The 22,900-nt window shown below is 49.0% G+C and carries 20 protein-coding genes; 3 read left to right on the top strand and 17 right to left on the bottom strand.

Annotated elements, in window-relative coordinates; all coding sequences use genetic code 11:
• Positions 1-13: 13 nt before the first annotated feature.
• From FHS17_RS15230 to FHS17_RS15160, 15 genes are all read right to left on the bottom strand, one after another.
• Positions 14-907, bottom strand: a complete 894-nt coding sequence (locus tag FHS17_RS15230; RefSeq protein ID WP_167279257.1) for an ABC transporter permease — start codon at positions 905-907, stop codon at positions 14-16.
• 22 nt (positions 908-929) lie between these two features.
• A complete protein-coding gene (locus tag FHS17_RS15225; protein WP_167279256.1) occupies positions 930-1,850 on the bottom strand; it encodes an ABC transporter permease in 921 nt (306 codons plus the stop codon).
• A 21-nt stretch (positions 1,851-1,871) separates the two neighbouring features.
• Positions 1,872-3,533 (bottom strand): ABC transporter substrate-binding protein, encoded by a 1,662-nt coding sequence (locus FHS17_RS15220; protein ID WP_167279255.1) that lies wholly within the window; start codon positions 3,531-3,533, stop codon positions 1,872-1,874.
• An 18-nt stretch (positions 3,534-3,551) separates the two neighbouring features.
• Entirely contained in the window at positions 3,552-4,895 is a 1,344-nt protein-coding gene (locus FHS17_RS15215) for an LLM class flavin-dependent oxidoreductase (RefSeq protein WP_167279254.1), read from the bottom strand.
• A 592-nt stretch (positions 4,896-5,487) separates the two neighbouring features.
• On the bottom strand, positions 5,488-6,711 hold the full coding sequence (locus tag FHS17_RS15210) for a M20 metallopeptidase family protein (RefSeq protein ID WP_243865365.1): 1,224 nt from the start codon (positions 6,709-6,711) through the stop codon (positions 5,488-5,490).
• Positions 6,708-8,036, bottom strand: coding sequence for an LLM class flavin-dependent oxidoreductase (locus tag FHS17_RS15205; RefSeq protein ID WP_167279253.1), 1,329 nt, complete (start codon positions 8,034-8,036; stop codon positions 6,708-6,710). Before FHS17_RS15205 ends, FHS17_RS15210 begins: the two co-directional genes overlap by 4 nt.
• Entirely contained in the window at positions 8,036-8,530 is a 495-nt protein-coding gene (locus FHS17_RS15200) for a DinB family protein (RefSeq protein ID WP_167279252.1), read from the bottom strand. The genes FHS17_RS15205 and FHS17_RS15200 overlap by 1 nt, the downstream gene beginning before the upstream one ends.
• Before the next feature lie 73 nt (positions 8,531-8,603).
• Entirely contained in the window at positions 8,604-9,791 is a 1,188-nt protein-coding gene (locus FHS17_RS15195; RefSeq protein ID WP_167279251.1) for an amidohydrolase, read from the bottom strand.
• Between the two features lie 11 nt (positions 9,792-9,802).
• Positions 9,803-10,813, bottom strand: coding sequence for an LLM class flavin-dependent oxidoreductase (locus FHS17_RS15190; RefSeq protein WP_167279250.1), 1,011 nt, complete (start codon positions 10,811-10,813; stop codon positions 9,803-9,805).
• 56 nt (positions 10,814-10,869) lie between these two features.
• Positions 10,870-11,622, bottom strand: coding sequence for an amino acid ABC transporter ATP-binding protein (locus FHS17_RS15185; RefSeq protein WP_167279249.1), 753 nt, complete (start codon positions 11,620-11,622; stop codon positions 10,870-10,872).
• Positions 11,619-12,329: an amino acid ABC transporter permease gene (locus FHS17_RS15180; protein ID WP_167279248.1), complete on the bottom strand. Its 711-nt coding sequence runs from the start codon at positions 12,327-12,329 to the stop codon at positions 11,619-11,621. The genes FHS17_RS15185 and FHS17_RS15180 overlap by 4 nt, the downstream gene beginning before the upstream one ends.
• Positions 12,319-13,119 (bottom strand): amino acid ABC transporter permease, encoded by an 801-nt coding sequence (locus FHS17_RS15175; RefSeq protein WP_167279247.1) that lies wholly within the window; start codon positions 13,117-13,119, stop codon positions 12,319-12,321. Before FHS17_RS15175 ends, FHS17_RS15180 begins: the two co-directional genes overlap by 11 nt.
• Before the next feature lie 39 nt (positions 13,120-13,158).
• Entirely contained in the window at positions 13,159-14,031 is an 873-nt protein-coding gene (locus tag FHS17_RS15170; RefSeq protein WP_167279246.1) for a transporter substrate-binding domain-containing protein, read from the bottom strand.
• Between the two features lie 61 nt (positions 14,032-14,092).
• Entirely contained in the window at positions 14,093-14,626 is a 534-nt protein-coding gene (locus FHS17_RS15165) for a GNAT family N-acetyltransferase (RefSeq protein WP_167279245.1), read from the bottom strand.
• A gap of 158 nt (positions 14,627-14,784) precedes the next feature.
• Positions 14,785-15,669: a LysR family transcriptional regulator gene (locus tag FHS17_RS15160; RefSeq protein ID WP_167279244.1), complete on the bottom strand. Its 885-nt coding sequence runs from the start codon at positions 15,667-15,669 to the stop codon at positions 14,785-14,787.
• A gap of 130 nt (positions 15,670-15,799) precedes the next feature.
• On the opposite strand from FHS17_RS15160, the gene FHS17_RS15155 reads away from it, so the two are divergent.
• Positions 15,800-16,330 carry a GNAT family N-acetyltransferase gene (locus FHS17_RS15155; RefSeq protein WP_167279243.1) on the top strand — a complete coding sequence of 177 codons (531 nt, stop codon included), beginning with the start codon at positions 15,800-15,802 and terminating at the stop codon, positions 16,328-16,330.
• A gap of 592 nt (positions 16,331-16,922) precedes the next feature.
• Complete coding sequence (locus FHS17_RS15150; RefSeq protein ID WP_167279242.1) at positions 16,923-18,371, top strand: family 43 glycosylhydrolase; 1,449 nt, start codon at positions 16,923-16,925, stop codon at positions 18,369-18,371.
• 282 nt (positions 18,372-18,653) lie between these two features.
• Here FHS17_RS15150 and FHS17_RS15145 read toward each other — a convergent pair whose 3' ends face one another.
• Positions 18,654-20,348 (bottom strand): alpha-L-rhamnosidase-related protein, encoded by a 1,695-nt coding sequence (locus FHS17_RS15145; RefSeq protein WP_167279241.1) that lies wholly within the window; start codon positions 20,346-20,348, stop codon positions 18,654-18,656.
• Positions 20,349-20,506: 158 nt separating this feature from the next.
• On the bottom strand, positions 20,507-21,895 hold the full coding sequence (locus FHS17_RS15140; RefSeq protein WP_167279240.1) for a family 4 glycosyl hydrolase: 1,389 nt from the start codon (positions 21,893-21,895) through the stop codon (positions 20,507-20,509).
• Positions 21,896-22,062: 167 nt separating this feature from the next.
• On the opposite strand from FHS17_RS15140, the gene FHS17_RS15135 reads away from it, so the two are divergent.
• Entirely contained in the window at positions 22,063-22,899 is an 837-nt protein-coding gene (locus tag FHS17_RS15135; RefSeq protein WP_167279239.1) for a helix-turn-helix transcriptional regulator, read from the top strand.
• Position 22,900: the final 1 nt, after the last annotated feature.

The raw sequence follows: 22,900 nt of genomic DNA, 5'->3' as shown, positions 1-22,900 counted from the left end.
TCCCGCCTCCTTCCTACCTCATACTTTTCTTCGGATCCAGCTGATCTCTCAACCTGTCGCCAATGATATTGACCGCAAGCACAAACAACGTAATCGCAACGCCTGGGAAAGTACAAATCCACCAAGCTACCGTCAGATAGCCGCGTCCCTGCGATAGAAGTGTCCCCCAATCAGGTACTTCCCGAAGAACACCAAGACCAAGAAAGCTAAGTCCTGAGCCAGTCAGAATTGATGTCCCTACGCCGATTGTCGCCATCACAAGCAGCGGAGAAAGCGAATTGGGCAGGACATGCTTCCAGAAAATATGAAGCGGTGAAGCGCCAGCCGCCTGTGAGGCTTGAATAAATGTCCGGCCCTTAATACTAATGATCTGCGATCTCATAATACGGGCATAACCCGGAATGGAGGCTACCGCCACAGCCAGCACAATATTAAACAAGCTTTTTCCAAGTGCGCCTGCAATGGCTAGTGCCAGCAAAATACCGGGAATCGTCATCAAAATATCATTGCAGCGCATCAGCACTGCATCAAGCCAGCCTCCTGCATAACCCGACAAGGCGCCAATAGCTCCGCCTGCCAGCCCGCCAACGATAACGGATGCGAACCCGATAAACAAAGAATCACGGCTTCCGTACACAACAACACTGAATATATCCCGGCCAAAATAATCCGTCCCAAACAGGTGAGCCGCACTTGGCGGCTGCATGATACTGTCCGTTAACATCTCCGTTGGTGAATAGGGGGCGATGATGGAAGGTACGATGGCACAAGCCACGATGAACAATACGACAGTGACAGCTCCAAGCACGAACAGATTAGATGCCGTAAATCGTCTAAACCGAATAGCGGCAAGCCGCCGCCCTCTTTGCTTCTGCCAGATCGTACTGGCTGTAGCTGCTTCACGCATGCGAATTTCAGCTCCCTTCTCCTTACGTAGAGCGCCTTACTCTCGGATCTATAACGGTGTATGACAAGTCGACAAGCAGATTCACGATGACATAGATCAGCGCTGTGAAAAAGATAACGCCCTGCACAACCGGAAGATCCTTCGCCATCAGGGCATCAGACATAATCCGGCCAATGCCCTGGCGCGAGAATACCGTCTCAATGACAACGGTACCTGCCAGCATTTCCCCGATCAGCATGCCGACCATTGTCACAGCTGGAATAAGCGCGTTGCGCAGCGCATGCTTATACATCACAATTCGTTCGGACAATCCTTTGGCGCGTAGTGTCAGCATAAAATGCTCATTGATAATATCAAGCATGCTGCTCCGCACCATCCTTACGATGAAGCCAGCCCCAACTATTCCAAGTGTTAAGGCCGGAAGCACCAGCGTTTTCCATCCGCCAGATCCCATTGCCGGGAACCAGCCCAGATTAAGACTAAACAATACAATGAGCAGAATACCCGACCAGAAGGTCGGCATAGAGATGCCGAACAGTCCCACAACTCGGGCAATCAGATCAATTGGGCCATTCCGATGAATAGCCGAGAGGACACCTAATACGAGGCCAAATACAGCTGCAACCAAAGCACTAACTGCCGTAAGGGCAAGCGTAGCTGGAAAATGATCGATGATTTTATTCAGCACCGGTTCGGAATTTAATAGGGAGTTTCCGAAATCCCCCCGCACCATATCGCTTATATACCGGGAGAACTGAATATAGAAGGGTTGGTCTGTACCTAATTGATGCTTCAAATTCGCAACCATCTCAGGCGTGGCAACCGACGGATCAAGCATTGTATCCGTCGGGTCGCCTGGGAGTACATAGAGAATCGCGAACACCAGCACTAAGGTGCCCGCGATGACTAGCAAGGAAGATAGAATGCGTCCGGCGATGAACATGAAGAGCCGCCTCCCTTCCGTTTATGAACCGATTGATACCGCATTGAACAGTGGATAGCCAAGTGAATCAAAGACAAGTCCTTTCACGGATTTATCCGCCGCTACTGTGTATGGGAATACATAAATTGGAAGGATGACTGCCTGATCGATAATATAATGCTGAATTTGTTTATAAATGTCCGCCCGCTTCGTATCATCCGTTTCTATACGCCCCTGCTCCAGCAGCTTGTCGATTGACGGATCGGATAAGCGCGTGAGCGACGGCAGAGCCTTCGGATCAGTAGAATGATAGAAGGAATAGAGCGCATTCGGATCCGAGTTTACTTGGCTGTTGCCATAGAGATCATAACTGCCGTTCGTATAGACAATTGTGCGGATATCCTTCGTAATCTCCACCTCAACCGCAACGCCAAGAGCCTTCAACTGCTGTTGAATGATAACTGCGATATCATTGCGCTTCTCACGGTTTGGTGTTCCGTCCACATAATGCAGACTAAGCTTCTTACCGTCCTTCTCGCGAATACCATCTGCTCCTTTTACCCAGCCAATCTCATCCAGCAGTGCTCCTGCTTTCTCCAGATCAGGCTTCACGCTGTTCTCAAGCGTTGGATCATAACCGAAGGTGCCCGGTGTTAGCGGCGACCATGCGCGGTCATATGTACCGAGGTAAAGGGTCTTCACAATACTGTCTACGTCAACAGCCAGTTGTACCGCCTGTCTGGCTTTGACATCATTCCACGGTTCGTGATCCTGATTAAAGAACAACGTATACGGCAGACCAACGGTATTAGCTTCAAACAGTTGAACTTTCGAATCACCTTTTAAGGCAACGATATTTTGCGGTGGAACGGTTTCTGCTGCTAACACTTGACCGCTCTGCACACTGCCGATCCGAGTGGCTTCCTCAGGTACGATTTTGAAGGTGATGCCATCCAGATACGGTGCACCTGTATTCGTTACAAGCTCCGATGCCCATTTATAATCAGGATTACGTGTCACTTGAATTTCTGCGTTCTCTTCCCATTTCACGAACTTGAACGGACCCGTACCAACAGGGTTTAGACCAAATTGATCGCCATCTTTCTTCGCTGCTGTTGGCGATACGATACCAAGCAGTGCTTGGCTTAGATTACCGAGAAATGCTCGTGACGGCGTGGCCAGATTCAGCTTAACCGTATATTCATCAATAACCTCCGACGACTGATACGGCACAAGAAGTGCTGCGGCATTAGCGGCTTTCGTAGCCGGATCGAGAATACGATCGAAGTTATATTTGACCGCTTCCGCATTAAACGGTGTGCCGTCCTGGAACTTCACATCCTGACGGAGCTTGAAAGTATAGCTCAGGCCATCTTCGGAAATCTCCCACGAAGTAGCGAGCCACGGCTTGATCGAATTATCCGGTAACTGAACAACCAGAGAATCATAGATCGTACGAATGACACGTACGGCAACAGCTAGACCGCTGCGATGTGGATCCAGTGTATCCGGAGAAGTTGCAAGTGCGTAGGTGAGCTCTCCTCCTTGTTTGACTTCAGTAGCAGCAGTGGTTGGTGTATCCGACTGCTGCGCTTGCTGGCTCTTATTGTTCTCTCCCTTATTCGAAGCGCACGCCGACAGCACCAGTGCCAATACCAACAGTACAGCAGCCGAGCTTTGGAATCGTGATCTATTTCTATTCATGGTATCTCTCCTAATTGGTTAGTTGATGGTAACGCCTGGCTGTTTACGAGCTGCTGCATAACGGTTCTCAGGAACAGGGATACCAAGATTGCCACGAAGGGTGTCTGCCTCATACTCCGTACGGTACAATCCGCGCTCCTGCAGAATCGGAACAACCTGCTCTACAAAATCATCCAAGCCGCCCGGCGTTGCTGCTGCAATAATAAATCCATCTGCCGCTTCTTCTTCGAACCACTGCTGGAGCTGATCCGCTACATATTCAGCAGTTCCGATAAAAGCGTTGCGCGGCGTTGCTGCCTGCAAGGCTACTTCGCGAAGCGTAAGTCCCTGCTCCTTAGCACGACGTTTGATTTTGTCCGTTGTACTGCGGAAGCTGTTCGAACCGAAATCGCCAAGATCCGGGAACGGTGCATCCAGCTCATATTGCGAGAAGTCATGATGCTCGAAAAATCTTCCCAAATGGTCGAGAGCCTTCTCAATTGTGACCAGGTCAGCAATCTGACGGTACTTCTCTTCCGCTTCTTCCTGCGTAGCGCCGATAATTGGTCCGATGCCTGGGAAAATAAGCGTATGCTCTGGATTACGACCGTTATTAGCAATCCGCTGCTTCACATCATGGTAAAACTCCTTCGCATCCTCAATCGACTCTGGCCCTGTAAATACCGCATCTGCTGTCTTCGCAGCAAGATTACGTCCGCTCTCGGAAGATCCTGCTTGAAATACAACCGGCTGTCCTTGCTTCGAACGTGCAATATTCAGTGGTCCTTGAACGGAGAAGAATTCCCCTTGATGGTTCAAGCGGTGCAGCTTCTCTGGATCAAAGAATACGCCTGATTCTTTATCCCTGATAAAAGCATCATCTTCCCAGGAATCCCACAAGCCTTTTGCTACTTCCAAATACTCCTCTGCAATCCGGTAACGTTCCGAATGTGCGGGATGCTGTTTGCCTCCAAAGTTAAGCGCACTGCCTTCAAGCGGGGATGTAACGACATTCCAGCCTGCGCGGCCGCCGCTGATATGATCGATCGACGAGAATTGACGTGCAACCGTAAACGGTTCGCTATAAGAAGTGGACAACGTGCCAACAAGCCCAATGTTCGAAGTGACAGCGCCAAGTGCCGAGAGAATAGTAATAGGCTCGAAACGATTCAAGAAGTGAGGAATCGATTTTTCTGTAATATACAGACCATCAGCTATAAAGAGGAAATCAAATTTGCCTTCCTCTGCTTTAAGCGCCTGCTGTTTATAAAAACCGATATTAACGCTTGCATCAGATGGAATATCTGGATGCCTCCAGCCTGTGCTGCCTCCGCCGACACCATGAATAATAGCTCCCAATTTCAGTTCTCTCTTCTTTGTCATATACACTCCGCCTTTTATCCAAATTTGTTTAAACTTCCAATATATCTAATAACCAATATGTTTAGTAGGTTTTTACCTTGGCAATACTGTATCACCCAGCCTCAGGCCGCACAATAGCGTATAAATCTCTTCTATCGACCATTAGTAATCATCTATGGGTGAAGGATTTACGGTATAAAAAGGGACCTCTCATACGTCATATAATGACGATGGGAGGTCCCGCTTTTGAATAAAGTAGGGAGCAGCTAGTGTTGTTTTAACTGTTTCTTCTTCATGAAAATAACTTTCTCATCCTTTCGTTGGACTTCATCCAACGTAATCGATCTGGCAATTGTACTACCTCGGGTTATATTGGATTCCATCCAGTCACTTCAACGCATTTATGAGCTATCTCCGCCTCTGTACTATATTCTGCTGGATAGAATCCAATGTAACCATGTTTGCTTGGCTCGGATGCATCATTCTGTTGGATAAAGTACATTCTGGCGTCGGTGCATTTTCGCACCGTACTGACTTAGCCTAGGAGGATTGGCAGATGTGCAATGCAGCCACATGTCGGATTCAGTTAAAAGCTGAAACAGTCCCGTTTCACCTATGATCCTGCAGCGAGTTGAACAAGCAGTCTAGTACCATGGACGAGTATAGCTTCATCCAGATTAAATCTGGGATGATGCAGCCCCTCCTGGTTGCCAACTGCCTCATCTCGGCAGCCCAGCAAAATAAAAGCACCCGGCACACGGTCAAGATACCAGCCAAAATCCTCACCGGCAAGGCTTGGCGTGTGCTGCTTCAGCACGTTTTCCTCACCAAGAACAGCAGTACCGGCTTGGACAACTTCATCTACAGCTTCACTGTCATTAACCACTGCGATACCCTCACGAAGCGCAATTTCATAGGAACCGCCATAGGAAAGAGCTGCCGCACGCGCATGACGATCGAGTCCATCGGTTATCGCTGCTACTGTTGATTTGCTGAAGGCACGGAAGGTGCCATTTATAACACTCTGCTCCGCAATCGCATTAATGACCGTCCCAGCACGCACCGTTCCAAACGCAAGCACAGCCTGCTCCTTCGGATCGACGCCATTTGCCATCAGCCCGTTTACTGCTGCGATGTAGGAAGCCGTCATCTGAATAGCATCTACCGCGAGATGAGGCGTACTGTGATGCCCGTTTTTTCCGTGGAACGTCACGTGGAAATGAGAAGAAGCTGCCATCGCATAATGCGGATGAATGCCGATTGTTCCGGCAGCAAGCTCCGGCCATACATGCAGCGCATAGCAACGGTCCACTCCATCCAGAATACCCGCATCAATCATATCCCGTCCGCCGGAGAGCAGTCTTCCGTCAAGCGGACTTGGCAATGCTCCCTCCTCCGCCGGTTGGAAGACAAACCGGACCTCACCAGCAAAGCTCTCCCGATAAGCTGCAAGCGTCTTTGCCGCTCCAAGCAGCATAGCCGTATGTGCATCATGGCCGCAGGCATGCATAATCCCATCGATATGGGATCGATAGTCGACATCATTCTGCTCCGTGATCGGCAGAGCGTCCATGTCCGCCCGCAGCAAAATCGTCCGGCCGCCTTCCAGTCTGCCGCGCAGCACGCCAACTACGCCTTTGCCAAAATGGGGGCCGACGCCAGTAGTGACGTCGATCCCCCATTCCTTTAGAAGCTGCGCTACGATACTTGCCGTGCGGTCCGTACTGTACAACAGTTCGGGATGCTGATGCAGATCACGCCGAATAGCTACAAGCTCTTCCTGCAGAGTCCCCGCAAAATCAAGCATCGCATTTACTGCTTCCCTGTTTAAAATCAAACGTGCTCAGCTTCTTTCGTGTAACGGTTAGCCGGAATCGGCAGACCCAGATTACCGCGTAGCGTATCGCCTTCGTACTCGGTGCGGAACAACCCGCGCTCCTGCAAGATTGGCACAACATGCTCAATGAAATCTTCAAGTCCATGCGGTACCGAAGATCCGACCATAAATCCGTCAGCAGCACCTGCTTCGAACCATTCTTGAACCCGGTCTGCGACCTGTTCTGGCGTACCAATAAAGATAGGACGAGGAGTTGCTACCGACAATGCCACCTGGCGAAGCGTCAGGCCGCGTGCCTTGGCATTTGCTTTGATTTTGTCCGTGCTGCTTTGGAAGCTGTTGCGGCCGAGATCTCCCAGATCCGGGAATGGCGCATCCAGATCATATTGAGAGAAGTCATGATGCTCGAAGAAACGCCCAAGATAGAGCAGAGCATTTTCCGCTGATACCAGATCACTAACCTCTTGATATTTACGTTCAGCTTCTTCCTCCGTGCTGCCGATAATTGGACCGATACCCGGGAAGACGAGGACATTGTCCGGATTTCGTCCGAATCCGACTGCACGATGCTTCACGTCCTGGTAGAACGAAACAGCCTCTTCAACGGATTCATGACCCGTAAAGATCGCATCCGCATGCTTCGCTGCATAATCTTTGCCAACTTCGGAAGACCCTGCTTGGAAAACAACCGGCTGCCCTTGCTTCGAGCGAGCGATATTAAGAGGACCCTTCACCGAGAAGAACTCGCCTTCATGATTTAAGGCATGCAGCTTGGCTGGATCAAAGAATACGCCCGATTCTTTGTCACGAACGAATGCGTCATCCTCCCAGGAATCCCACAAGCCGCGTGTAACTTCCAAATATTCCGTCGCGATCCGGTACCGTTTATCGTGGTCGGGATGCTCTTTCTTGCCATAGTTAAGCGCGGAGCCTTCAAGCGGGGAAGTGACGATATTCCAGCCTGCACGGCCGCCGCTGATCACATCAAGCGAACCGAACTGGCGTGCAACTGTAAATGGCTCACTGTAGGAGGTCGACAATGTGCCAACGAGACCAATATGCTTGCTGACTGCTGCCAGTGCACTCAATATCGTGATAGGCTCAAAGCGGTTAAGGAAATGCGGGATCGATTTTTCATTAATATAAAGACCGTCAGCGATAAAAGCCAGATCAAACTTACCCGTTTCCGCTTTCTCTACCCATGATTTGTACAGCTCAAAGTTCACGCTTGCATCGGATGGAATCTCCGGATGTCTCCATAACGAAGTACTGCTGCCGACACCATGAAGCATCGCGCCAAGCTTTAATTGTTTACGAGTCGCCATTACACATTTCCCCCTTGTGCTACCGAGCTTTGAGCCTGGTAAGCTGCTTTGATTCGGTCAATCTGTCCCAGATGGTGGTGTACATGCTTCGTGAAGCCTTGAATAATATCACGTACGCGGACCGTTTCGCCTTTGAAGTTGATACCCGTCTTATCTAGATCCTGCTCGCTTAATCGGCCAAACAGCAGACCGTTATATTGCAGCAACGCCCAGAATACGTTCAAAATATCAGCTGCATTACCGTCATTGGAATGTTGACCGGATACCCAAAGGTCTTGATTAAAAGCAGGAAGCTGCGCCTTCGTATCGGCTAGAATGTCGCGAATACGGAATGATACTACAATATTGTGATCGGCCAGATGAGAGAGAACTTCCGTTACACTCCATTTGGCTTCGGTTTCTTTCCATTTCAACTGCTCTTCGTCTAACCCTGCGATAGCCTGAGTCAGTACTAGATGTGTATCCAAATAGGCTTGAATATCGATTGCACTCATTGGAATCCCTCCGATTGTTATGAGTTGGCTGGTGTTGACGCCGCCTTCTTAAAGCGTGAAAGTGAAATTAGGCTTAAGCTTCCGTCCCCTCGCCTGCTTCAGAAGCGAGTTCCGTAAGTGCACGCAGTGCCGTTCCCGCAAAGAAATCAGCAGCAATCGGCAATGCACGTTCGTCCAAATCAAATGCTGGATGATGCCACTCTCTTGGGCCATCCGTCCCTACAAAAACAAACAGACCCGGCACCAGCTGCTGGTACGCGGCGAAGTCTTCTCCTGCCAGCGATGGTACGGGAGCAATCGGAAGCAATTCCAGATGCTCTGCTTCCCGCCATGCCAGCTCGGCCAATCCCTCATCATTGCTGACAGGGGGTGGACCTTCGATCCAGCGAACTTTTGCTGTAGTGCCAAAGGCAATTGCAACTCCCTCGACAACCTGATCGAAACGTTCACGCACCCGGCGGCGGACATCAGCGTCAAAGGTGCGAATTGTCCCTTCCAATACAGCCTTTTCCGGAATGACATTCCACGCGGTACCACTGTTCAGCTTCGTGACACTAATAACTGCGCTATCAAGTGCACCTACATTACGACTCACAATCGATTGCAATGCGGTGACGATATGCGACGCCGTTACAACCGGATCATTACCAGCCTCCGGAACAGCGGCATGCGATCCTTGACCCGCTACTTCAACTACAAAACCGTCTGCCGCTGCCATAAGTGGCCCGCCTTTAATACCAATCGTGCCAACCGGCAGATCCGGCTTATTATGCAGACCAAATATAGCCCGGACACCTTCCAGAGCACCGCTGGCAATCACTTGCCGCGCACCTTTCGCCTTCTCTTCAGCCGGCTGGAAGATCAGCCGAACTGTACCCTGCAGCTCATTTTCACGTTCTTTCAACAAATAAGCGGTTCCGATAATCGCTGCCGTATGAAAATCATGACCACAGGCATGCATCTTCTCCGGTACGGTGGAAGCGAACGGCAGGCCGGTCTCCTCCTGAATCGGAAGTGCATCGATATCAGCCCGAAGGGCTATAACCGGACCAGGCCGCTGCCCGCCGATCTCTGCAATAACACCAGTCTGCAGAGGATACTCGGCAATTCTAATTCCGGCTTCTTTAAGCCACCTGCGAATCCGAATGGTCGTCTCGAATTCCTCATGAGACAACTCCGGGTTCTGATGAAGCTCCCTTCGTATATCTGTAAGTCGGCCCGCCAGTGCAGCAGCGCTGCGAACTCTCGTTTCGTTACTCATTGGTTCCCCTCCTAAGCCGTTACTTCTGCGAATGCCTCGCTCAGCAGCTCATAAGAGCGAATCCGTTTCTCAAACGGTGCAATATTCGTAGTCACAATAAACTCATCTACGCCTGTTGCCTCCTGCAGAGCAAGCAGCTTGCTGCGTACCAATTCCTTAGTGCCTGCCGTAATAAGAGGTTCCTTCTCTTCAATCGTATAAGACTCGCCGGACTGCTGACCGTAAGCTTCTGCTTGCTCGATCGTACCAAGAGTAACCTTACGGCCGCTCGCCAGATGCACCTTCACCAGCTTTTGTGGTGGTATCAAGCTAATCGCTTCTTCATCCGTATCCGCTACAATAGCAGATAAGGCTAGAATCGCTTGAGGAGATGTACCAAGTTCGTAGTTGAACTCATTCTTGTATTTAATGACCGAATCTATCGCCGCCTGCTCGTCTCCACCGATAAACAAGGAGAACACATAAGGCAAGCCTAGACTTGCAGCCAGCTCTGCACTATCAGCAGATGCCCCCAGCACATACAGCTCTGGTGCAACAGCTGGAACAGGACTTGCTTTTAATCCCGCAAGCGGCCCTTCCTCTTCGGTGCGTCCCTCTACATATCCGCGAAGTTCGATGATTTTATCCGTAAGCGACCTCGGATTTGCAATGTCCCGCTGAAGCGCTTGTGTGCTGCGCGGCAATCCGCCAGGAGCACGGCCAACGCCAAGATCAACCCGACCCGGTTCAAGGGAAGAGAGAACATGAAAGTTTTCCGCTACTTTATAAGGGCTGTAATGCTGCAGCATAATGCCGCCGGAGCCGATGCGGATCTTATTCGTACGAGCGAGCAAATAGGAGATGAGTACCTCCGGTGAAGACCCGGCTACATACTCGGAATCATGATGCTCCGATACCCAGAAGCGGTGGAACCCAAGGGCTTCTGCTTTTTGCGCCAGTGCTACCGTATGGGCGAATGCTTCCGCTGTGCTCTCCCCTGGATAAACTGGACTTTGATCCAAAATGCTTATTGTAATGGACATGAGATATGCCTCCTAAAAAGAATGACTTGGATTAAGCTGTTCGTGAGAGTCTTGCGCTAGATCGAATAACTGAATTCTGGCGAATATCGTTTGAGAAACTGTTTGGTCCGTTCTTCCTTCGGATTACCGAACAGTTCGGTCGGATTACCCTCTTCAACCACAACGCCGCCGTCCATAAAGACAACGTGATTCGCAACATCTTGAGCAAAGCTCATTTCGTGTGTGACGATAATCATCGTAATGCCTTCCTTGGCAATCCTGCGGATAACAGCCAGCACTTCGCCAACCAACTCAGGGTCAAGTGCTGAAGTAGGCTCATCGAACAACAGAACCTCAGGCTCAAGCGCAAGCGCTCTTGCAATACCAACACGCTGCTGCTGTCCACCCGACAGTTGGCTCGGATAAGCGTCCAGCTTGGCACCGAGACCTACCTTCTCGAGCAGTTCAATGCCACGTTTACGTGCTTCTTCCTTGCCTATTTTCTTAACCACAATCAGCCCTTCAATTACGTTCTCAAGTGCCGTTTTATGGCTGAACAGATTGTATTGTTGGAAGACCATAGCAGAACGCTGACGAAGGGCGTATATATCTTTCTTGCCGGCATGCTTGCAGTCCAGCGTAAACTCGCCGATCTCAATTTCACCTTCGCTTGGCTTCTCCAAATAATTGATGCAGCGCAGCAGTGTTGTTTTGCCGGAGCCGCTTGGCCCCAGGATCGCAACAACCTCGCCCTTATTGACTGTAAGATCAATACCTTGGAGCACCTCATTGCGTCCAAAAGATTTACGAATACCAGTTAGCTTAATCATGCTACTCCTCCCTTGCTGTACACGTTGATTCTTCGCTCGATGAAGCCGGTCATTCGTTCAATACAGATTGTCAGTCCCCAGAAAATGAGTGCCGCTGCTATATAAGCCTCGAAGAACTTCCAATTCGTTGAAGCCACGATTTGCGCTTTCGCATTCAAATCAACGACCGAAACGGTGAAAGCAAGAGTTGATGCGTGCAGCATACCAATAACCGAGTTGGACAGATTCGGAAGGCTGGCAGCAAGTGCTTGCGGGAATACTATTCGCCGCAGTGCCTGTGGTGTTGTCATCCCAATAGACCAAGCCGCTTCCATCTGGCCGCGTTCAACGGAAAGCAGACCAGCACGTATAACTTCTGACAGATAAGCGCCTGCCGTAATGGAAAATGAGATGTATGCAAAACCGATCATCGGAATTTTGGCGGAATTCCATCCAAGGCCAAATTGATCAGAGAGACCGTCCACAACCATCGGAAGACCAAAATAGATAAGCAGCAGATGCGTCAGCATCGGTGTTCCTCGGATGAAGGTTACATAAGCGCTCGACAGCTGAGACAACACTGGAATCCGGTAGATTCGGGAGAGTGCTGTTATGGTACCAATGACGAACCCGACAAGTACAGACACTAGAGTAATCAGCAGTGTAGTCGGAACCGCAGACCATAACTGCAGGAAAGCGGTCCAAATAAAGGATGGATCAAGCTTCATAACGAGGCACCTCCTTGTTGTCCAGCTTGAGTTCACGGGTTAAACGACCTAACGTAACACGTTTGCGCTTTCGGGCAAAGAATCGGTTCTTCTCGCCGGAATCACGGCGCAAATGGCGTGACAATCTGCGTTCTGCAATAAGCATGAGACGCTCCAGTGTAATACTCATAACGAGATAGATAAGGGCCAGTGCAATGTACGTTTCGATAAAATGCTGAGAAAGCGAGCCAAGCGTTTGTGCTTTGCCCGTCATCTCCATCACGCCAAGCGTAAAGGCCAGCGATGTATCCTTCAGCATAGCGATAACCAGATTACCGAATACAGGAACGGCAATCCCTATTGCCTGCGGCAGTACAATCCGGGTAAACGCCTGATATCCAGTCATACCGATGGAATATGCGGCTTCCACTTGCCCCTTGTTAACAGCAAGTACAGCTGCCCGGATGGTCTCCGATACAAAGGCACCTACATTGAGTCCAAACGTCAGAATGACAAAATAAATAACGGACAGTTTCGAAATATCAATACTGATCAGCTTCAAAATTTCTGGTAGACCATAATAGAACAGGAACAGCTGAATGAGAATCGGCGTGCCCCGGAAGAAGGATACGTACACCATCGATACATTCTTAAGCACCGGTACGTGATAGAGGCGAGGCAGAGCCACCAGAAAACCAACAAGCAGTCCCAGTCCGATAGCCCCTGCCACGATCAACAGCGTAATATTCAACGTACTCAGCAGTTTGGGAATAAAATCAATTACATAGTTAATATCGAAGCCATATTCCATCTTGCCGTCTCACCTCTCATTACTGTTCAAATCACAATGCTATTTCGTGCTGTCTGCGGTAAAGTCGCCGCCCAGCCATTCCGTGCTCAATTTGCCAAGGGTACCGTCTGCTTTAAGCTCCTTCAAAGCAACGTCAACTGCATCAGACAGCTCTTGAGATGCCGGGTCGTTCTTGCGGAACATGAACAGGATATCTGCATCCGACAGGTCATCACCTGTTGTCTTCAGCTTGGTTTGCGGGTCAACCAGCGACAGCGTAAAGTCTGCGGCTAATGTAGCATCTACGCGGCCTGTTGTAAGTTGGCTGACCGTATCGTTGGCTGCACCGTTCTGGTACACGATATTGATCTTCTTGTCATGATCTTTGTTATAATTCTCAAGAATTTGCGCTTGTGCGCTTGTCGCACCAACCAGCACTTTTTTACCTGCCAAGTCGTCAAGCGAATGGATGGTATCATTATCTTGTGGAACAACAATTTTATTTCTCCAGTGAGCGTACGGCTCTGTGTTGAACAGATACTTCTCTTCACGCTCCGGATTTTTCTCCATCTCATGAGCGACGAGATCAATCTTGTTCGTGTCCAAGCTCAGAAGCAGGTTCGCGAAATCCATCGTCTGCAAATCGAATTCGTATTGCGGCAGACGGTTGTCGATCTCTTTAATGAGCTCAACGTCAAAACCAGTCAGCTTCCCATTTTCATCAATAAAGCATACTTTCGGGAACGCTGTACCTGTGCCAACGACGATTTTCGTTACTTTACCGCCAGTATTGCTTGATGCCGTTACATTAGCAGCCGCTTTATTTGTGTTTTTTTCCTCGCTGCTGTTATTCGATTTATTATTGGAGCCGCATCCAGCAGCCACCAGAACTAACGATAATGCTGCTGTAACGACTAGTGCTTTTTTCTTCATATGGATATACCCCCGTCTATTCTTCGTTTATTGTTAGGTCTTTCCCCGGTATTGCCGGGCATTAATTGGCTGCGGCTTGCTCTCCGCTTGTTTGCTCGAATTTCAGCGGGTCTACAATCTTGCGAAGCAGATGCATGGGCCCGTCACCATTGCCAGCATCAAAGGATTTGATGCTTTCATAACCCCTGCGCTGGTACATCGGAAGCAGCCAAGGATGTTTCTCGGCCGTACCAAGTGTCACTCCAGGTGCGCCTTCTTTATCGCGGATAATCGTATTCTCGACCCAAGTGAGCAGCTTATCTCCGTACCCTTTGCCTTGCTCGCTAGGATGAACGGCAAACCATTTGATAAAAGGCAAATCCGTAATCGCCTTTACTTCATCTGTCTTCGATAAAGTAATGGTTGCAACGATCGTTCCGTCCGCTTCCAGCACATAACACTCATTTTGTATAATGTTGTCTCGTATTTGATCCAGATCGGCATTGGCAGCAGGCCATTTCAGCTCCAGCTCCCGAATGAGCGAATAGGCTTCATAGGTTACTTCACGCAGACGCTCTGCATCCTCTACACCAGCTTGCCTAAACAATTCACTCATGTTTTCCACCCCTCAGTCGTCTAATTACATAATTCCTATAAACTTAGTAAGGATTAAGTTTATATAAATGTATCATCTACTTAGCCCACGCGCTAATAGACTTTCTCTATCGATCGATTGATTATCCCGGTTTGGTGTATAGGCTGTATCAAGACATTCTAAATGCTGTAAAAGCTTAAGTTATCCTTAGGCAGCAAAGCTTGAATAAACTCTTCATTCTCGCCAGTCAGGGCAATCAGATTCGTCTGAAGAGAGATCCCCTTCGTCTCCTCAATCTCGATCGGAATAAGTTGGCCCTTGCTTACTTCCTCCTTCGCGCATAAGCCCGGAAGGAAGCAGATGCCTGCCTTCTGCAGCACCAGCTTCTTGGCCGTCTCGGAATTATCCGCATGGAAGACGATATGGGGAGGCTGCTCCAGATGCTCGAATACACGGTGCAGACGCAGCCAATCCAGCGACCCGCATTCAAAGAAAACAAGCGGCTGATCATGGATGGCCTCAATAGATACTTTCCCCTCCGCCGCAAACGGATGCCCCTCGTAGACATATAGCCGAATCGGATCATCGTAATACGGATACGACTGCACGGATGGATGGGCCAGCTTTCTGACAAAAGCAATATCGATCTCCCGATCAAGCAGCTTTTTGACCAAATCATCCGAAGGTGCCGTCGTTAATTTGAACGTCAACCGAGGGAATAACCGCTGTAATCGCGGGAGTAGATCGGGAATTAAATAATTGGAGACCGACACGGTGCTCCCGATCCGAATCTCTTGAGGACGGGCTCCCTTCTCCTGTAGATGGAGACGGCCTTTTTGAATCGTCTGAAGAATCTGCTGGGCGTAAGGGAGAAACTGCTTGCCCTTCTCCGTCAGCATAATTTGCTTGCCAAGCCGATCAAAGAGCTTGCAGTCAAGCTCCCTCTCAAGTGTCTGTATGCGTGCGGTAACAGAAGGCTGTGACAAGAAGAGCACCTCCGCTGCTTTATTAAAGCTGCCATAGTGATTGACATATACAAAGGCTTCAATGTTCTCGATATTCATAGACGAATCCCTCCTGCTAATCTATAGACTTTCTCTATACATCATTTTAAATTATTTTTATCATATAGGATTAATCGGAATTAGGGAATATACTTATTGTAAATAAATTCAAATAAGGAGTGTATCTACAATGAGCACAGACGAAATTGTTATCCGTGATGCTACAGAAGACGACCATGTATCTTTTATTGAAAGCTTAGTGAGTGCCTATAGACAATACGCAGAGGTACTCCCTGGACCAGTATGGGAGCAATATGAATCAGGACTTCGAGCATCATTCTATGAAGGGAAGCCGATCGCCAGAATCGTGGCCGTATCGAAGGGCGACATCATTGGAAGCTTCCAGCTGTTTGCCTCCTCAGAAGAAGCATACGGTCAGCCGGAGCTGGGCATTCATAACCCGATCATACGATACTTAGCTGTCTCCCCCGAAGCCAGAGGAAAAGGAATTGCAACACTTCTTATTCGGGAAGCGATCAAGCGCACACATTCGATTGGCGCTGGAAGACTTAATCTACATACTTCCGATATGATGGCTTCCGCCGTTCGACTGTACGAGCGCTTGGGCTTCGAACGTGCTTACGAGACGGATTTATATAGTGGAGAGGTGCTCGTGAAAGGTTTCCGGCTTGAACTGAACGAGGCTGCACTTCGCTTATAGTTTGCAGCAACTTATAAGACCCTGACAGGGTCTTATCCCGCTGATCTACGCTACCACAACACACAATAAGACCCTGTCAGGGTCTTATTGCTTCTAGAAACAGCCACTATCGCATGTTATGCCACTGCTCACCGACTTATAAGACCCTGCCAGGGTCTTATCCCCCAATACTCAGCTGCCCCAATGCACAATAAGACCCTAGCAGGGTCTTATTGTGTATCCTATCTTATATCTGTCTACTCTTGCACAACAGCAGCTCCGGCTGGGAGTTGGATGCTTGAATCTATTATCCTGCTTAAATCGTCCATACAATTTTCGATATTTTTCTAGATTAATAGTCGAAATAAGGTACTGTTGGAACGACAACTTTTGCCTAGAGGATGTGTGTAACTTCGACCTTCTTCTATCTGTTTCGATTCTCAAAAACAATCCAAATGAACTAGTCATAATCCATGAAAGCGCTTGTAGAATATTAGAGTTGGTCGGCGTGCAATTACCGTCTTGACTTGCTGAAGGGAGTGATGAAACGGGTTTCATGATTCTTGTGTAACCGATAGGAAGAAAACCCTATTAGAGCGGAGGCTGTTAGAAGATGACTCAAGTTCACTGTGTTTCGAAGCTATTTATTAGTGTTGCTTTACTGTTAGCCTTGTTTCTTACTGCACTGCCTAACGTGAGTAATGCTGCAAGCGTTACTATTACGAATGGTCCAGTATGGAATGATACAACAGGCGGATCCATTCAAGCCCACGGAGGAAGTATTATTAAGGTCGGCTCCACCTATTATTGGATTGGTGAAGATAAGCTGAACAATTCGGCCAACTTCTCGAATGTGGTCTGTTACTCCTCCACTGACCTGAAGAACTGGGCATGGGTCAGCTATCCGCTTAAGACTACTTCCGCTGCTGAGCTCGCTTCGAGCAAAATCGAACGACCAAAGGTCATCTACAATTCCACAACTGGCAAATATGTCATGTGGATGCATTATGAGAATGGCACCGACTACAGCCTTGGCAGAGTAGCCGTTGCATCGAGCAGCTCCGTCTGCGGTAGCTATACATATCACGGCAGCTTCCGTCCGATGAATTATGAGTCCCGTGATCTTACCGTCTTCAAGGATGACGACGGAACAGCCTACCTCGTATCTGCTTCCAACAAAAACGGCGGCGCTAATGATACAATGGCGATCTTCCAGCTGAGCTCCGACTACTTGAGCGTTGCTTCGTTCAAGACATGGTATTCAGATAACGGCTACAGAGAAGCACCCGCTGTCGTGAAACAGGGCGGCAAATACTTCTTAATCACTTCTCAGGCTTCCGGCTGGTATCCGAACCAGGGCGGCTACTCAACCGCAACCTCAATGGCGGGTCCTTGGACAGCGGTTGCACCTTTAGGCAACACTTCTACCTTTGCGACACAATCTACTTTTGTCCTGCCTATTCAGGGAACCTCTACAACATCGTATCTGTACATGGCAGACCGGTGGAATTCCAGTGCACTTGGAACCTCCCGGTATATCTGGCTTCCGCTTACCTTAAACGGCTCAAGTGGGACGGCATCCCTGGAATGGTACAGCAGCTGGAATCTTGATGCAGCAACCGGTTCGGTCACCTATCCGTCCACTCTAACGAATCTGTCTCAAGGCAAGACCGCAACCGCCAGCACATCAGCCTCCGGCTATGCGGCAAGCAATGCCAATGACGGCAATTATCAAACGAGCTGGAAAGCATCCGCCGCAACCTGGCCATCCTGGTGGCAGGTCGATCTAGGCTCGACCAAGACCGTCAAGGAAATCGATATTTCCTGGTATATGGTAAAAGGCTCGGAAGGCTATCACCAGTATAAAATTGAATACAGCACCAACGGCACAAGCTATACAACCATCGACCGAACGTCGAATACAACCTACGGCTTCACCACTGATAGCTTAAATATCTCCGCTCGTTATATTAGGATCCAGCTCGTTAATGCAGTACTTTGGAACAATCCGAGCAACTGGTATACACCTACCTTATGGGAGGTTAAGGTACTGGGTAGCTAATTAAAAAGGCGGTGCAGGAGAATGATCCTGCACCGCCTTTTGGCGTAAGCGAGTGCTGCGCTGGATTCTATCCAACGTAATTTTCCCGTGGGCGTAACACTCTTGATTACATTGGATTTCATACAGTAAAATGAACTATTTCATCGGAGTAACCGCTTAAAGGGTTCTATTATACTGGATAGAATCCAGTATAAAGATAGTTAAGCAGCTACACGGTATAAATATAATGGATGGTATCCAGTGTACGAGCAAGAAATCATGCTGCTGAGCTAACCTGTAAATCTAATCTGTAACCACAATCACTCCAGACGGCACCATATATTCCGTCCGGACGCGGCCATCCGCCTCCCGCTCATGCCGAACATGGATGAGGCCATGTGGCGTTGGATAAGTCCCTTCCACCCACGCTAGATCGGCCAAGTGTGGACGAATTCTAACCTTGCGGAATCCAGGCTCGAGGGGGCTAACACCCAGTACATATTCCGACAGCCACGCCGTTGGTCCTGATGCCCAGCCATGACAGAGGCTATGCCGGTAGCCCTTATAGCAATAGCCGCCGTATGTACCGTGAACATCGATTTTGCCTGGAGGTGTCAACTCATCAATCCTAGCCGCCCCCTCCATCCACGCCATGTCGAAATCTTCCCAGAACGTTGTAGCTCCAAGCTCAAGCATACCGCCCCAATAAGCGCGAATGCTGTTTAGACTTCCCGTTATATCTCCCGCTTCTGCTCGGGCGCGAAGCATGTAATAGCCATAGAAAGTCGAATAACCGCTTGGTGCATGAGGTGCAATAACATCCCGGTTAGCGGCAACAGGATCCATCAGTCCAGCAAGTGCCTGCAATGCGGCTGCCTGCTTACTATCTGCATGATGCGGAATATTCTCTTGCAGGCGCCGTTCCAGTGCTTCGCATTGCTCAGCAGTCTCTTCTTCGCCAAATAGCCGGCAAAGCATTGCCCCTGCTTGCATCCCAAGCACGAATAGGGCATGGACTCCAGCAGTTACGCCAGCCGGATTAGAAGAAGCCGGCCAATCGAGGAACGGACGAAAGACGTTAATCGTGCCATCCGGTTCCACTTTGCCAATCAGCTCACGCAATAGTCCACTAATATAATCACGTTGTTCTAACAGATAAGCCTCGTTCCCATGCTGCATATACCAGTCATGCTGAACGAGCAGCCACCAGATTGAATAAGTTGGCATATCCATTAACATCGGCAGTGGAGAACGGTTCCGCTTGAAATCCATGCTTTGCGGAACGATCTCGTGCTCTCCGAAAACAGTGCTGATGGTAGCAACTTCAGGATGCATATCACCGGTCCAAACCATTCGGTCCCGCTTAATGCCGTCCCACAGATAATCCTGCATGTTCAAGTGGACGGTGTAAGCCCCCGTCTCCCAGATCTTCTCCAGCAAAGGATCGCTGCAGCGGAAGCTTCCCTTGTATTCTATCTCCCGGTACACAAACACAGCCTGGACGCTCTGAAGTTCGATCTCTCCTTCATCAAGCAGATCAAGGCGCACGAAACGGAACCCGGTTGTACCGAACTCGGCTCCGCCAAGCAGACTAACATCCACGATACTGTCGCGGGACACATGATCATTAGTCGCATTTGTTGGGCCGCCTAGTTCGCTCATCGCCTCCATAGCCGATTCCCCGAACCGGACCCGCATACGTATGCTCCGTTTACGCTCTGGAGTACGCCCCTCTACAACTGCAATCCGGACCCCACCATGCAGCTCCGTCCCAAAGTCTAGCAGAACGCCCGGCGACTCTCCTTTATGACGAAGAAGACACGCATTTGGCGCTTCCTTCGTCACTTGCCAGCCATTCCCGCCCAGCAGTCCCTCTGGATGAATAACCTCAGAAGTTTCATCGCAGCCGGAGGTCCAGATCAGTCGTGTTGGCTCCAAAAAGGCCCGTGTGCGAGGATCAATGACGAGCCCTCTTGCTTGAATTTCTTTCATACTCATGCCGTGAATTCGTCCCTTCCTTATATGTCCTGTTCAATACGTTCTACCTGGACTATAAGCCGTGTCTTAAAGAAGACACAATAGACTTTTTTCTGCCAAGTTATCCGATTTCCGAATGAAAGAGCCCGGCTTTCCATCTGGAAGGCCGGGCTTATCTATTATTGGTACCAGTCTTTTGGAATTCTCTCTTGCTCCTGCTCTAGGAGCTCCTTAATAATCATGTCTGCATCATGGATGGAATTCACAAGCGGGTCGGTCATCATCGCTCTGCGCAGCTTGATGAAGCTCTGTTCCACAACCGCTTCAGCTGTCAGTTCATGCGTATCGAGTACAAGCTCCTGCATCCCGCGAATACCACGCGGCATCTCTCCTACATGAAGCGGCTTAATGCCATCCATGCTGACCTCACTCAACAGCTCCAGGAAAGAATCATCATTCATGTTCGTTACAGCGCCGCTATTGAGTGTGTTAATGAAGAATCTTTTGCCCAGGTTCCCAACCATATTCTCAATAATATCCGTCGCATGATCGGGACCAAAGCTTCCCATATAGCTGTTAATAGGGAGCTTCCCGGAAATAAAGTCATCGACCTGCTGCCACATTTCCTCATGACGCTTGTAGCGATCCTCCGTCTCCCAGATCGATAATGGCGGAATCGCATCCTTCGTCACGCCAAGCCCCTGCCAGTATCTGACGTATTCTTTGGTGTGCGCCGTACAGGTCGGAATAATGCCGAAAATATCATAAAGCTCGTAGCTAATAGCATCGTTATGAAGCGCCTTGGCACCTGTATCTCCGCCATTGTTTTCCGTCCCTGCTGATTTCTTAAGCGAAGCGGCGATCGTGGCCATGAAGTCCTTCCCGTCATATTCCGCCTTTAGCAGCCAAGTGAAATGATTAACCCCGGCTATACGGAAGTCGAATTTACGGTCGATCTCCTCTGTAAACTCACTTGGGTCTTGAATAATGCCCGCTCGAACCGCGTAGTAGGCTTTTTTATGAGGCATATGATGGCTGTCGCAAAGCGCAAACGTCTTCAGGTTTGGCGCATAGCGGCTCAGAGCCATCCCATGAACAGTAGAAGGATTAATATAATTGATCACCCAGGCATCCGGACATAACTCTTCGATATCTTTTGCACATTCCATAATGACCGGTAATTCTCTCATTGCTCGGAAAATCCCGCCAGGACCAATCGTATCACCTGAGCACATGCGAATGCCGTATTTCAAGGAAATCTCACAATCGATGCCGCGATACTTCACTGTATCTTCCGCAAAGCTGAGGACAACAAAGTCTGCCCCCTTCAGTACATCTCTTCGATTCGTTGACCCTTCTATCTTCAGAGGCACCTGATTCTCACGCGCTACCATCTCAGCGAGCTTAACCAATTTAGCCAGCTTTTCTTCGTTTGTATCCACTAGAGTTAAAGTCCCGTTGTTCAAATAAGGGGAATGAACCATCTGCCAAATCGACTGACGGCCGAAAAACAAACTGCCTGCTCCGATAACTACTACTTTTGGCTGCAACACTTTCGAATCGCTCACATTAAGCCCTCCTATTTCGGATATACCCTCATTATAGAGAAGCCTACAGAAAGCAGAATATGCGATAGTTCCACAAACATGTCAAATAGTAAGAAGATTGATGGGCTTAAAACCCGCTGATATAATGAACGAAAGCAACCGATGTCTAATAGTGGAGGAACACTTACATGCCAGACATAGACATGGAACTATTTAACGAGCTGTCTGAATTTATTACGCTGCGCATGAAATCATGTCGAGGGGAAGAACATAGCGGAGATTGGATTGAGCATAAGGCACACACCGATTATGATATTTGGTTTATTCAATCCGGGACTGCCAAGATTCAAATCGCAGGTATTGAACATACGGCGAGAGAGGGCGATGTCATCTTCTTTTACCCCCATATTCCCTATATAGCCTCCTCCGAGGAGGGATGCCATCTGGTCTATGTTCATTTTGATTATGGAATTGGTGCGCAGCAGCGGATCTTGAATGACTATCAGTTATCAGGAATTATCCCTTACGCATTCATATCCGAGGAAGCTGATCTGTTTAACAAATCATTTACTCAAATGGAGAAGCAGCATTCGGGGAACCGCCTATATCTGAAGGCCAGCCTATTAGCCGTTATTGCCAAAATCATTGAACTCCACGGACACGGCCATTACACCGGCTCTTTCCTAAACGGCAGAAAGCTGAGGAAATCAGAAGGCTCACTCGATGTTTTACAGCCAATCTTCCAATACATCTATGACCATTTGAACAAATCAATCAAGATGAGTGAGCTTGCCGCACTTGCGGGAATCTCGGAGAAATATTTTATCTCATATTTCAAAAAAGCCCTCGGCATTACGCCGGGGCAATATATCTATCAGATCAAGATGAACCAAGCCCGCGATTATCTCTACCAAAAGAAATACACGGTCCAACAAATCGCGGGCTTTCTTGGTTATCCTGATCCATTTACGTTCTCAAAAGCTTTCAAAAAATACTATAACGTGCCGCCGTCCAAGTTCGATTGAG

The organism is Paenibacillus lupini (genome assembly GCF_011761355.1).
Lineage (GTDB): Bacteria > Bacillota > Bacilli > Paenibacillales > Paenibacillaceae > Pristimantibacillus > Pristimantibacillus lupini.
This window is presented reverse-complemented; position numbering and strand designations above follow the sequence as displayed.